The following is a 13,068-nucleotide window of genomic DNA, read 5'->3' as shown; positions in this document are numbered from 1 at the left end:
TACGGCGGCGGCGGTCGCAGTGGCGGCGGCGGTGGCGGCGGCTACGGTGGTGGCGGCAGCGGCGGCGGCTATGGCGGCGGTGGCCGCAGCAGCGGCTACTGATCGTCTGCACCCGGCGCGTCTGTCGCGCCGGCACTGCTGAAGATACGAAAAGAGGGCGACGGGCCGATGGCCCGGGTGCCCTCTTTTTCTTGGTCGATCGGGTGCCCGCGGCGTGCCGCCGGCGCCAGCGAGTGCCCCCGGCACGCGGCCGGGGCTTGGTCTCAGCTGCTCTCGCCGCGGCGCGGCTTGCGGCCGCGACCGGCAAACAGCCGGTCGAAGAGCGGGTTCGGCAGCAGCCGCATCAGCTTGGCGACGACGCCCATCTGCCAGGGGATCACGCGGTAGCTGACCCCGGCCGAAATCGTACGGAACGCGCGCTCGGCAAAGACTTCGGCCGGCAGCAGGAAAGGCATCGAGTAAGGGTTCGCGGCCGTCAGCGGCGTTGCGACATAACCCGGCAGCAGCGTCACGACCGACACGCCGCTGTCCCGGCACTCGCCGCGCAGGCTTTCGCAATAGGCCACCACCGCCGCCTTGCTGGCGCAATAGGCGCCGTGTCCCGGCAGGCCGCGGATCGCGGCGACGCTGGCGATGCCCACCAGCGTGCCCGAGCGCCGCGCCCGCATCGCGGCCACGAACGGATGAAAGCTCGCGGCCAGCCCGACGTTGTTGATCGCGAAGGTCTCGCGCAACACGTCGATATCCTCGCGGCTGGCCGTGTCGATGCCGACACTGATGCCGGCGTTGGCGATGACGACGTCGGGCAGGCCCTGGCGCCGGATGCAGTCCTGCCCGGCGGCGGCGATCGAATCGATGTCCGAGACGTCGGCGCGATACGCCAGCGCCCGCTCCGGCCCCAGCCCCTGAGCCGCCAGCCAGGCCTGAATCTCGTCGACGCGCCGCGCCACCAGCGCCAGCCGCCAACCCGCCTGCGCATAACGCAGCGCCAGCGCCTGGCCGATGCCGCTCGATGCCCCGGTGATGAAAACCAGCGGCGCGCTCATTTCGAGCTGCGCGGCGCGAAGGTACCGCGCATCGGGCCCCGCAGCTCGAGTTTGCGCAGGCCGTGGTCGTACTCCAGCCCGGTCGCTTCGAACACGCTGCCGTCGGCCGAGGTCACACGCACCGGCAGGTGGCTGCGCACGCGCTCGGTGACGAGGAAAGCGTGCAGGAACTCGCCGGCCATCTGCACCTTCTGGCCGCGCTCGTCGGTCGTCGTCACGTGGGCCGCGCCGAGCAGCTGGATCTCGCTGGCGTCGCCGTTGGCAAGCGCGCGCCGCGCGTCGGCCAGCGTCACGCGGCCATCGGGTGCGATGGCGCGGATGTGCACGCGGTCGATCTCGATCTGGTCGGTCGCGGGGTAGTGGCGCATCTGCTCGCCCTCGATGCGCACCTTCAGCCGGCCGGTGGCTTCGAAACGTTCGACCGCAAAGCCGGTCATCGTGTAGTCCGGGTCCTGGCGCACCACGGCCTGATCCGGCGTGCGCGGAGCCGACGGCGTGTTCTTCACCAGCCACCAGGTCGCCAGTGCCAGCAGCGCCATCAGCAGCAGCGGCAGATAGGCCGAGAGCGCCTCGCGCAGGCGCAGCGACCAGGGCATGCGCGATGCCGGCGGCGTGTCCAGCGGCGGCTGCGCCGCAGCGCCGAGGCTGATCGGCACTTCTGGAAGATCCGGCAGATGGAGCTCGACGCTCATCGCCTCAGGCCGTGTCCAGCGAGTGCAGGTGGCCGCGCAGCAGCGCCTCGTAGCGGCCGCAGGCCACCAGCAGCAGGTCGCAGAACTCGCGTGCCGCGCCGTGGCCGCCCGTTGCCGTCGTGACGTGGTGCGCCACCGCCTTGACCTCGGCATGGGCGTTGGCCGGCGCACAGGCGAAGGCGGCGCGCACCAGCAGCGGCAGGTCGGGCCAGTCGTCGCCGATCGCGGCGAGCTCGGCCCACTCCCAGCCGCGGCGCGCCAGCAACTCGGTCGCGGCCGCGAGCTTGTCGTGCACGCCGTACACCGCCTCCAGGAGGCCGAGGTCGGCGACGCGGCGGCGCACCGCCGGCGAGTCGCGGCCGGTGATGACGACCGGCTCGATGCCGGCCTGGCGCAGCAGCTTCAGGCCGTGGCCGTCCAGCGTCGAGAAGGCCTTGACGCCCTCGCCGTCGGCGCCGATGTAGACGCGGCCGTCGGTCAGCACGCCGTCGACGTCGAAGATCGCGGCCTTCAGGCCGCCGGCCGGCCCCTGGGCCTGCAGCAGCAGCTCGGGCGGGAAGTGGAGCGCCGGCACTAGATCACCTTCGCGCGCATCAGGTCGTTCGAGTTCAGCGCGCCGACGAGGCGGCCTTCGGCGTCGACGACGAGCACGCTGGTGATGCGGTGCGTTTCCATCAGCGCGGCGGCGTCGACGGCGAGCGCGTCATCGCGGATCAGCTTCGGGCGCGCGTGCATCACGTCGCCGGCGGTGAGCGCGCGCAGGTCGGCGCCGCGCTCGATCAGGCGGCGCAGGTCGCCGTCGGTGAAGATGCCGGCCGGCCGGCCTTCGGCGTCGACGAGTGCGGTGAAGCCCAGGCCCTTGTGCGTCATTTCGCGCAGCAGTTCGGTGAAGCTGGCGTCGGGCGCCACCTGCGGCAGCGCGTCGCCGCTGCGCATCAGGTCGCGCACGTGCATCAGCAGCTTGCGCCCCAGGCTGCCGCCGGGGTGGGAGCGCGCGAAATCCTCTTCGCGGAAACCGCGGGCATCGAGCAGCGCGACGGCGAGCGCGTCACCGAGGGCGATCTGCGCCGTTGTGCTGGCCGTAGGCGCCAGGTTCAGCGGGCAGGCTTCCTGGTCGACCGCGCTGGAGACGACGATGTCGGCATGGCGCGCCAGCGTCGACTCGGGTTTGCCGGTCATGCCGACGACGGTGACGCCCAGGCGCCGGATCGTCGGCAGGATCGCGGCGAGTTCGTCGCTTTCGCCGCTGTTGCTGATCGCGAGCACGACGTCGCCGCTCATCAGCATGCCCAGGTCGCCGTGGCTGGCCTCGGCAGGGTGGACAAAAAACGCCGGTGTGCCGGTGGAGGCCAGCGTCGCGGCGATCTTGCGGCCGACGTGCCCGCTCTTGCCCATGCCCATCACGACGACGCGGCCGCGGCACTCGAGCATCGCCTTGACCGCGTTCGGAAAGCCGGCGTGCTGGCGCGCCGCCAGCCCGAGCAGGGCCTGGGCCTCGATCTCGAAGGTTCGAGCGGCCAGCGCGAGCGCGCGTTCGGGATCGAAGGGGCGCGGCTGGGTCATGGGGCGTTCGGCGTCGAATAGGATCGAAGGATTCTAGATGGCTACCACCCTCGAACTCGTCCTGCTCTACCTCGTCGCCGCGGTGCTCGGGGTCGTGGTCTGCCGCTCGCTGAAACTGCCGCCGATGCTGGGCTACCTGGTGGTCGGCGTGCTCATCGGCCCGAACGCGCTCGCGCTGGCGCAGGACAGCGCCGGCGTGAAGTACCTCGCCGAGTTCGGCGTCGTCTTCCTGATGTTCGTGATCGGGCTCGAGTTCAACCTGCCCAAGCTGCGCAGCATGCGCACCGTGGTCTTCGGCCTGGGCCTGTCGCAGGTGGCGCTGACGATGGTCGGCACGATCGCCGGCCACGTGCTGCTGGCGGCTGCCTACCAGGGCATCACCGGCCTGCCCTGGCAGATGTCGTGGCAGGGCGCGGTCGTGCTCGGCGGCGCGATCGCGATGTCGTCGACGGCCATCGTCGTCAAGCTGATGGCCGAGCGCCTCGAAATCGAAAGCGAACACGGCCGCCGGGTGATGGGCGTGCTGCTGTTCCAGGACTTGGCGGTGGTGCCGCTGCTGGTGCTGATCCCGGCGCTGAACACCAGCGGCGAGCAGCTGCTGGCCGCACTTGGTTGGGCGCTGCTGAAGGCGGCGGCGCTGCTGGCGGTGCTGCTCGTCGGCGGCCAGAAGGTGATGCGCTGGTGGCTGACGCTGGTGGCGCGGCGCAAGAGCGACGAGCTGTTCATGCTCAACCTGCTGCTGGTGACGCTGGGGCTGGCCTGGATGACCGAACACGCCGGGCTGTCGCTGGCGCTCGGCGCCTTCGTCGCCGGCATGCTGGTCGCCGAGACTGAATACAAGCACCAGGTCGAGACCGACATCCGCCCCTTCCACGACGTGCTGCTGGGGCTGTTCTTCATCACGATCGGGATGAAGCTCGATTGGCATCCGGTGGCCGAGCAGTGGCTGCTGGTGCTGCTGCTGACCACGGTGCCGGTGGCGGCCAAGTTCGCGCTCGTCGCGGCGCTGGCGCGGGCCTTCCGCTCGGCGCCCGGGGTGGCGCTGCGCACCGGGCTCTACCTGGCGCAGGCCGGCGAGTTCGGCTTCGTGCTGCTGACGCTGGGTGCCGACCACGGGCTCGTCGCGCCCGAGTGGGTCAGCCCGATCCTCGCGAGCATGGTGATCTCGATGCTGGCCACGCCCTTCATCATCATGCACGCCGACCGCATCGTGATGAAGCTCGCGGCCAGCGACTGGCTGATGCAGTCGGTGCAGCTGACCTCGATCGCCAAGCGTGCGATCCGCACCGAGAAGCACGTGATCATCTGCGGCTACGGCCGCAGCGGCCAGAACCTGGCGCGCATGCTGGACACCCAGAACATCCCGTACATGGCACTGGACCTGGACCCGGACCGCGTGCGCCAGGCCGCTGCCGCCGGCCAGAGCGTGGTCTTCGGCGACGCCGCGCGGCTGCAGAGCCTGATGGCCGCCGGCCTGGCACGCGCCAACGCGGTGGTCGTCAGCTACCCCGACACACCGTCGGCGCTGAAGATCCTGCGCCTGGTGCGCGAACACGCGCCGGCGGTGCCGGTGATCGTGCGCACGATCGACGACTCGGACCTGGAGAGGCTGCGTGCCGCCGGCGCGACCGAGGTCGTGCCCGAGGCGATCGAAGGTTCGCTGATGCTCGCCAGCCACGCGCTGGCGCTGGTGGGCGTGCCGATGCGCAAGGTGATCCGGCTGGCGCGCGACGCGCGCGATGCACGCTACGGCCTGCTGCGCGGCTATTTCCACGGCGCCGACGACGACAGCGCCAGCGACCTGCTGCAGGAACGGCTGGCCAGCGTGACGCTGCCGCCGGCGGCCGCCAGCATCGGCCAGCGGCTGTCGGACCTGGCGCTCGGCGCGCTGGAGGTCAGCGTGGTGTCGATCCGGCGCGCATCGGGCGTGTCGGCCAAACCCGAAGACGACACGCTGCTGGGCGCTGGCGACACGCTGGTGCTCTCGGGCATCCCGGAGACGCTGGCGCTGGCCGAGGAAAAGCTGCTGCGCGGCTGAGACCCGGCGCGCCCGGCGCTGCCGTCATCGCCTCTTGCTCCACGTCAATCGCCGTCATGGCACCGGACGAAGGCCGCGGCACGCACGCCTATCATCCCGCGCCATGAGCCCGGAGCAATACATCAAGACCCACATCCGGACGGTGCCCGACTGGCCGGAAGCGGGCGTTCAATTTCGCGACATCACCCCGCTGCTGTCGAACCCGCGCGTCTTTCGCGTGCTGATCGACCAGTTCGTGCATCGCTACTTCGACGTGCGCCCGTCGGCCATCGCCGGGCTGGACGCACGCGGCTTCATCATCGGCTCGGTGCTCGCCTACGAGCTCAACGTCGGCTTCGTGCCGATCCGCAAGAAGGGCAAGCTGCCCTTCACGACGGTGGAAGAGACCTACGAGCTGGAGTACGGCTCGGCCACCGTCGAGATCCACACCGACGCCGTCAAGCGCGGCGACCGCGTCGTGCTGATTGACGACCTGATCGCCACCGGCGGCACGATGATGGCTGGGCGCAAGCTGCTCGAGCGCCTGGGCGCCGAGGTCATCGAAGGCGCCGCCATCGTCGACCTGCCCGAGCTGCACGGCTCGCAGCGGCTGCGCGACTCCGGGCTGCCGCTGTTCACGCTGGTGAGCTTCGAGGGCAGCTGAGGCCGCGCTTTCAGTCGCGCCGCCTCAGGTGGTGCCAGAAGAAGGCGTAGGTGTCGGCGTTCTCGTCGAGCTGCTGCGCGCGCGTGTCGCCGATGCCGTGGCCCGAGTCGTAGTTCAGCCGCAGCAGCACCGGCGAGTCGCCGTCGCGCGCCGCCAGCAACCGGGCGCCGAACTTCAGGCTCTGCCAGACCGAGACCCGCGGGTCGTTGACGCCGTGCGTCAGCAGCACGGCCGGGTAACGCGTGCCGTCCTGCACGTGGGCGTACGGGCTCATCGCCAGCAGGCCGCGGAAACCTTCCTCGGTGCTGACCGAGCCGAACTCGGGCACGTTCGGCGGGCCGTTGGGCTCGGCCTCAAAGCGCAGCATGTCGTGCACGCCGACGCCCGGAGCGACGGCGCCGAACAGGTCGGGCCTTGCCGTCAGCACGCGGCCGGCCAGCAGCCCGCCGGCACTGCGGCCGCTGAAGCCAAGCTGGCGTGGGTTGGTCCAGCCGCGGGTGACCAGGTATTCGCCGCAGGCGATGACGTCCAGCCAGGTGTTGCGTTTGTGGATGCCCTTGCCGGCCAGGTACCAGTCGTTGCCGTAGACACCGCTGCCGCGCGGGTTGGCGAATGCCAGCACGCCGCCCTTCTCCAGCCAGGCCAGACGCTCGCGCCGGAAACCCGGCTCGATCGTGAAGCCGTAGGAGGCATAGGCCGTCAGCCAGACCGGGTTGCGGCCGTCGAGCCTGACGTCGCGGCGGTGCACGATGCTCATCGGCACCAGCGCGCCGTCGTGGCTGGGCACCAGCACTTCGGTGGTGCTCAGGTCCGCGGGTGAATCCTCGGCGGCCAGCACCGGCAGGCCGAGTTCGGCGAGGCTGCCGTCGGGCCGCAGGCGCAGGTAGCGCAGGCCCTGGGTCCAGCTCTGCAGGCCGATGATCAGGCCGTCTTGTTCGGCGGCGAAGGCGTCGCGGCCCCAGCCGGTGTCGATGTAGACCTGGCCAGCGAAAGGCAGCGCCACGGGCTCGAAGACGGCGTCGTCGCGGTAGGCGCGGCGCAGCAGCACGCCGACATTGCCTTCGCGCGCCAGCACGTAGAGCGCGTCGCGCGCGGCGATCACACGTTGCACGACACGTTCGGACGCGGCCAGCAGCACACGCGGCGGCTGCTGCGGCTGCGTCAGGTCGTAAGCCAGCACCTGCTTGCGCGGCGCGCCGCGGTGGCTGACGGCGTACAGCGTCGAGCCTCGCACGCTGTAGTCGACGACGCCGTCGGCCACGCCGACGACCGGGGTCCAGCGTGCGGCCGGGTCGCGCAGCTGCGACCAGGGTCCGGTGTGGAGCGCCAGCTCGTTGGCGACGCCGTTGCCGACCAGCACCAGCGCCTGCGCCGTGCCCGGGATGGCGCGCACCAGCACGTCGCCGTCGCGGCCGGGGTTCAGGCCGGGCCAGGCGCGGCCGGGCAGGACCTCCTCGTGTGCCGGCTGATCGCCTGCCGCCAGCGTGACGAGCACGAGTTCGGAGTCGCGGTACTTGTCCTGCGCCGTGCGGCCCGGGCCGGGGGCGTGCCGGCGACTCATCACGAACCGGCTCTCGTCCTGCCAGTTCGGAAAGCCGGCACGCGGCAGCGGGCCCAGCAGCGTGCGGCCGGAGGCCACGTCGAGCACGAACAGATGGCCGTCCTCGGACCCCGCGGCCGACACGACGACGCCGACCCGGGTCGAGCCCGGCGACGCGCTGAACAGGTTGATCGCCTGCGGCTGGCCCGATTTGGCGTCGGGCAGGCGCAGCGTCATCGGGTCGAGCAGCACACGCTCGTCGCGGCTCCCCGGCGCGCGCAGCATCAGCTTGAACTGGTCGTCGGCCTGCCCGCGCTTCAGATAGAACAGGCTGCCGTCGTTGCGTTGCTGCACGCGCGTGACGCTGTCGCTGCCGCTGCGCTCCAGCGCTTCCAGCCGGGCGCGGAACGCGGCCCGTTCGGGCAGCGCCTGCAGCACCTGGTGGGCGTGCTCGCTGTGCGCCTTCATCCAGGCCTGAACCGGAGCCGAGGCGGTGTCCTCCATGTAGCGGTACGGGTCGGCGACCTGCACGCCGTAGTGGGTCTGCAGCACCGGCTGTACTGGCGCGACCGGCAGGTCGGCCGCCACGGCCTGAAGACTGAAGAACCCGGCCGCCCAGAACCACCCGCGCATCACGATCGACATTGCCGTTGCACCTCCCGCCCGGTTCGGGCGCCGCCGTCGATTGCAGTGGCGCGGGCGAGCCGCGTCAACGTGCCGGGATGGTGCTGGCTCGTCCAGCGGAAGGAGGCCGGCGTGTTCGTTTCGGGGCGACATCGAGCCGCAGAGCCATGGCACTCCGAGCCGCGAGCGCGCGACCGCACCGCGCCCCCTAGACACGCCGATGGCATTCGTTGACGCCGACACCGCATCGAAAAAGACTCGGTGCTTCCTTCCGACCAGCCGCAGAACGTGGCGTCGCGTGCGCCGCCACGGGACCCTGATCATGAAGACCAGACAGGTGAACGACGAGTGGCAGCTGAAAGTGGCCGCGGCGCTCGGCCGCGGCGACGAAGAGGTGCTGGCGCGACGCCCCGCCTGAACGGCGATGGACACGGAGGGGCGACGCCGCGCTCCCGCCTTTGGCGCCGCCGTGGTGTTGGCTCTGCTGGCATTGGCGGCCTGGCTGCTGTTGCCGGGCCTGTTCTTCCAGGCCGGCGGCGGCGGCGCTTACCAGGATGAAGCACCGGCAACGCTGCCGGACGGGCGCGTGCGCATCATGCTGCGCGTGCTGGTGTGGGGCGGTGGCGGCCCCGCCGCGGGGCGATTCGACAAGATGCGTCTGCAACTGCGCTCAGCTGGCGGTGGGGCAGGCTGGCATGAGCTGCCGCCTGAAGCCGGGCCGGAGCCGGTGGCCGGTAGCGCGCTCGTGTTCCGCTTCGTCGTGCCGGCGGACCTGATCCGGGAGGGCGGCGGCACCGCCGCCCGCCTCGAGTACCGCTTCCGCTACACCTTCGACGGCGTCGCGCAAGAGGTCCCGGGGCGTTACTCGGCGCCGTCCGCGGCGCCTGGGTGATCCGTGGTCCATCGCGGAACGCGCCGCCCAGCGCGAACTACTTTCCGATGCAGAACCGGCCGTTGAGTCGCAAGTCCGCGCCACGACAGCGATCTCGCCGCTGGCGCGGCGCTCATGGACACAGGCGTGGACACAACTGCGGCTTGCAGCCCGGATGACGGGCGGGCAGGCAGGGGACCGTCGTCCGGCTGACAATCGCCGGCTGCCGGTCCGGCCCTGAGCGGCGGACCCGAGATCCGACGTCCCCCGCTTGCCCCATGCCCCTGACCCTCGCCCAGCTCGAACGACATCTCTTCAAGGCCGCGGACATCCTGCGCGGCAAGATGGACGCCTCGGAGTTCAAGGAATACATCTTCGGGATGCTGTTCCTGAAGCGCTGCTCCGACGTCTTCGAGCAGCACCGCGAGCAGGTCATCGCCGAGCAGCTGGCCGCCGGCTACTCCCGCGCCGAAGCCGTGGAGCAGGCCGAAGCCAAGCGCTGGTACGGCGAGTCGTTCTACGTGCCGCTCACCTCGCGCTGGCACTACCTGGTGGACCACGCCCACGACGACGTCGGCGGCCACCTGAACCGCGCGCTCGGCGGCCTGGAGAGCAACAACTCCAGCCTCTCCGGCGTGCTGGAACACATCGACTTCTCGCGCAAGGTCGGGCAGAGCAAGATCCCCGACATCAAGCTGCGCGCGCTGATCAGCCACTTCAACCTGCACCGGCTGCGTAACGAGGATTTCGAGTTCCCCGACCTGCTGGGCGCCGCCTACGAGTACCTGATCGCGCAGTTCGCCGACAGCGCCGGCAAGAAGGGCGGCGAGTTTTATACGCCCCGCTCGGTGGTGCGCATGATGGTGCGGCTGCTGAAGCCCGAGGAGGGACACAGCATCTACGACCCCTGTGTCGGATCGGGCGGCATGCTGATCCTGGCCAAGGAGTACATCGACGAGCATGGCGGCGACAGCGGCCGCGCCGAGCTGTACGGCCAGGAAGCCAACGGCACCGTCTGGTCGATCGCGCGCATGAACATGCTGCTGCACGGCATCCGCAACGCCGACCTGCGCAACGAGGACACGCTGGCAGCGCCACAGCACGACAACGGCACCGATCTCATGCACTTCGACCGCGTGCTGTCGAACCCGCCGTTCTCGATCAACTGGGGCACGGCCGATACCGACCGCAACGGGCAGCCCGTCTGGGCGCCGAAGTACCCCGAGCGCTTCCGCTACGGCGCGGTGCCGCTGGGCTCGAAGAAGGCCGATCTGATGTTCCTGCAGCACATGCTGGCAGTGACGCGCGACGGCGGCATGGTTGCCACCGTGATGCCGCACGGCGTGCTGTTCCGCGGCGGCGAGGAACGCGCGATCCGCGGCGCGCTGATTGAGGCCGACCTGCTGGAGGCCGTGATCGGCCTGCCGGCCAACCTGTTTTACGGCACCAGCATCCCTGCCTGCGTACTCGTCCTGCGCCAGCGCCGCAGCCACGAGAGCGGCAAGCCGGCGGAGCGCCAGGGCAAGGTGCTGTTCGTCAACGCCGACCGCGAGTACTTCGAGGGCCGAGCGCAGAACCACTTGTTGCCCGAGCACATCGAGAAGATCGTGCACACATTCGAGCACTTCGCCGAGCTGCCGGGCTTCAGCGCGGTCGTTCCCGCCGCCACGCTGCGCGACAACGACTTCAACCTGAACATCCGCCGCTACGCCGACAACGCGCCGCCGCCCGAGCCGCACGACGTGCGTGCCCACCTGCTGGGCGGCGTGCCCAAGGCCGAGGTGCAGGCCCAGGCGGCGCTGTTCGACGCGCACGGGCTGGACCCGATGGCGCTGTTCGTCGAACGCGACGCGGCCTACTTCGACTTCCGCGCCGAGATCACGACACGCCAGGCGATCAAGCCCGCCGTCGAGACCCACGCCGGGCTGCTGGCGCGCGAACAGGCGGTGCGCGAGGCCTTCGAGACCTGGTGGCAGGCGCACAGCCCGCGCATCACCGCGCTGGCCGGCGCCGGCACCGGCACGGCCTTCGTCGGCCTGCGTCACGAGCTGCTTAAGAGCTTCAGCGCCGCGCTGGAGCCGGTGGGGCTGCTCGGGCGCTACCCGGTGCGCGGCATCGTCGCCGGCTTCTGGGAGGACGCGAAGTACGAGTTCATGACGCTGATGGCACGTGGCGCGCTCGGCGTCGTCGACGCCTGGCGCAGCAGCATCCTGACCGCGCTGGACGACGAGCAGAGCAAGAGCGACCCGCTGGACCACAAGCTGGTGCGCTTCCTGATGGCCGACTTCGTCGCAGCGCTGGCCGAGTTGCAGGCGCGCAGGGCCGAGCTGGACGGTCAGATCAAGGCGGCGACGCCGGACAAGGCGGCCGACGACGGCGAGGACGCCGAGGCCGACGACGACGAGCCGGCCGTCGACGAGGCGCAGATCAAGGCCTGGAAAACGCAGCTCGCCACGCTGAAGAAGCAGATCAAGGCGCAGCAGAAGAGCTTCGCGCAGCGGCTGGACAAAGCCGTCGACGCACTGGACGAAGCCGGCGCGGCGGCGCTGCTGCTGCAGATCCTGCGCTACGACATGCAGGTGATCCTGGAGCGCTACGTCGCGACGCAGCGGCAGCAGGTCGTGTCGGCGCTGGAGAATTGGTGGGACAAGTACCAGGTGACGCTGGCGGACATCGAGCGCGAGCGCGCTGCAGCGGCTTCAGCGCTGCAGCGATTCGTTGGAGCCCTTGGCTATGTCTAAGTCGACCATCGGAAGCTCGGTCCAATCATGGGCGCCGTCCAAGCTCGGCCAGGTTGCGACATGCACCCTTGGAGGCACACCGTCAACCGATGTGCCCCACTACTGGGGTGGCGTTATTCCATGGATGTCCTCGGGAGATGTTCATCTTCGCAGAGTTCATGACGTTCCCGGCCGAATTACTGCAGCGGGGCTCGCCGCCTCCAATGCGACGCTAGTTCCGCCACCCGCAGTGGCCATTGCACTTGCGGGACAGGGCAAAACGAGAGGCACTGCCGCGCTCACCCTTTGCGAACTGAGTACCAACCAGTCAATCGCGTTGCTTCGAGGTGATGAAGAGCGTCTTCACACGACGTACCTTTTCCATAACCTCAATCGCCGCTACGAGGAACTAAGGGCGAGGTCGTCAGGCGGCGGACGGGGGGGCCTTTCAAAGGGAATCCTCGAATCGCTGCAGCTTGAACTACCACCTCTTGACGAGCAGAGAGGCATCACGGAGGTTCTGGACACCCTCGCCACCGCCATCCGCCAGACCGAGGCGATCATCGAGAAGCTCAAGCAGGTCAAGCAGGGGCTGCTGCACGACCTGCTGACGCGAGGAATCGACACCAACGGCGAGCTGCGCCCGCCGCGGAGCCAAGAACCGAGCCTTTATAAGGAATCGCGCCTCGGCTGGATTCCGAAGGAATGGCAGGCGTTCGGACTCGCCGACGTTGCGACGCCCGAAAGGCCCGTTTTGCGGACCGGCCCCTTCGGGTCTTCCCTCAAGGGAGAGCACTTCACGGAATCAGGCCGACCGGTCGTCACCATCGGTTCACTGGGGGTCGGCAGATTTCTGCGCGAAGAGCTCTTGTATGTGAGCGAGAAGACCGCAAGGTCTCTGGCTGACTTCGAGCTGATTCCTGGTGACATTGCCTTCTCCCGAGTAGCTGATGTCGGACGATCTGTTGTAGTCGGGGAGTCCGAGCGCGGCTGGATCATGTCCTCGAATTTCATGCGGATCTCGGTCAACTCAAATCGCATGGAACCCGAATTTCTGCAGGCCGCACTCTCGTTTGATACAAGAGTGAAGCAACAGGTTCGATCGATGGTGAATTCAGCTGGACGAGATGTCGCTAGCAGCGCCATCTTGATGGGGCTGCGATTTCCGACCCCACCCGCAGAGGAGCAGCGACGCATCGTCGCTCGCATGCGGTCTGTGGAACAGCGTATAGATTCAGAAGATCAGTACTTGGAGAAACTGAAGCTGACGCGGACAGGCCTCTCCGACGACCTCCTCACCGGCCGAGTCCGCGTCACCCCCCTGCTGGACC

At 69.5% G+C, this 13,068-nt stretch carries 10 protein-coding genes; 5 read left to right on the top strand and 5 right to left on the bottom strand.

Annotated elements, in window-relative coordinates; all coding sequences use genetic code 11:
* Positions 1-263 precede the first annotated feature (263 nt).
* The 4 genes from CKO43_RS22625 to CKO43_RS22610 are packed head-to-tail and all read right to left on the bottom strand — an operon-like array spanning position 264 to position 3,301.
* Complete coding sequence (locus CKO43_RS22625; protein ID WP_200232034.1) at positions 264-1,046, bottom strand: SDR family oxidoreductase; 783 nt, start codon at positions 1,044-1,046, stop codon at positions 264-266.
* On the bottom strand, positions 1,043-1,738 hold the full coding sequence (gene lptC / locus CKO43_RS22620; RefSeq protein ID WP_200380054.1) for an LPS export ABC transporter periplasmic protein LptC: 696 nt from the start codon (positions 1,736-1,738) through the stop codon (positions 1,043-1,045). The genes CKO43_RS22625 and lptC overlap by 4 nt, the downstream gene beginning before the upstream one ends.
* A 4-nt stretch (positions 1,739-1,742) precedes the next feature.
* Positions 1,743-2,312 (bottom strand): HAD hydrolase family protein, encoded by a 570-nt coding sequence (locus tag CKO43_RS22615; RefSeq protein WP_200380053.1) that lies wholly within the window; start codon positions 2,310-2,312, stop codon positions 1,743-1,745.
* Positions 2,312-3,301: a KpsF/GutQ family sugar-phosphate isomerase gene (locus CKO43_RS22610; RefSeq protein WP_200380052.1), complete on the bottom strand. Its 990-nt coding sequence runs from the start codon at positions 3,299-3,301 to the stop codon at positions 2,312-2,314. Before CKO43_RS22610 ends, CKO43_RS22615 begins: the two co-directional genes overlap by 1 nt.
* 37 nt (positions 3,302-3,338) lie before the next feature.
* Here CKO43_RS22610 and CKO43_RS22605 point away from each other — a divergent pair, with 37 nt between their 5' ends.
* Together CKO43_RS22605 and CKO43_RS22600 are read left to right on the top strand one after the other, a co-directional pair.
* A complete protein-coding gene (locus CKO43_RS22605; RefSeq protein ID WP_200380051.1) occupies positions 3,339-5,339 on the top strand; it encodes a monovalent cation:proton antiporter family protein in 2,001 nt (666 codons plus the stop codon).
* A gap of 103 nt (positions 5,340-5,442) precedes the next feature.
* A complete protein-coding gene (locus CKO43_RS22600) occupies positions 5,443-5,982 on the top strand; it encodes an adenine phosphoribosyltransferase (RefSeq protein WP_200232039.1) in 540 nt (179 codons plus the stop codon).
* A 10-nt stretch (positions 5,983-5,992) separates the two neighbouring features.
* Here the strand turns inward: CKO43_RS22600 and CKO43_RS22595 are convergent, their stop codons facing one another.
* On the bottom strand, positions 5,993-8,167 hold the full coding sequence (locus CKO43_RS22595) for a prolyl oligopeptidase family serine peptidase (RefSeq protein WP_200380050.1): 2,175 nt from the start codon (positions 8,165-8,167) through the stop codon (positions 5,993-5,995).
* A 403-nt stretch (positions 8,168-8,570) separates the two neighbouring features.
* Here CKO43_RS22595 and CKO43_RS22590 point away from each other — a divergent pair, with 403 nt between their 5' ends.
* The 3 genes from CKO43_RS22590 to CKO43_RS22580 form a co-directional block, all read left to right on the top strand.
* Positions 8,571-9,038 carry a hypothetical protein gene (locus tag CKO43_RS22590; protein ID WP_200380049.1) on the top strand — a complete coding sequence of 156 codons (468 nt, stop codon included), beginning with the start codon at positions 8,571-8,573 and terminating at the stop codon, positions 9,036-9,038.
* Between the two features lie 257 nt (positions 9,039-9,295).
* The gene (locus tag CKO43_RS22585; protein WP_200380048.1) at positions 9,296-11,758 is read left to right on the top strand and encodes an HsdM family class I SAM-dependent methyltransferase; all 2,463 of its coding nucleotides are present in this window, start codon (positions 9,296-9,298) and stop codon (positions 11,756-11,758) included.
* Positions 11,751-13,068 (top strand): restriction endonuclease subunit S (locus tag CKO43_RS22580; protein ID WP_200380047.1); only part of this gene is annotated, 1,318 nt, incomplete at its 3' end. The genes CKO43_RS22585 and CKO43_RS22580, both read left to right, overlap by 8 nt.

It is taken from the genome of Rubrivivax gelatinosus (assembly GCF_016583785.1).
In the GTDB taxonomy this organism is placed as follows: domain Bacteria; phylum Pseudomonadota; class Gammaproteobacteria; order Burkholderiales; family Burkholderiaceae_C; genus Rubrivivax; species Rubrivivax gelatinosus_B.
The sequence above is the reverse complement of the archived record's forward strand: the minus strand, read 5'-3'. Positions and strand labels throughout refer to the sequence as shown.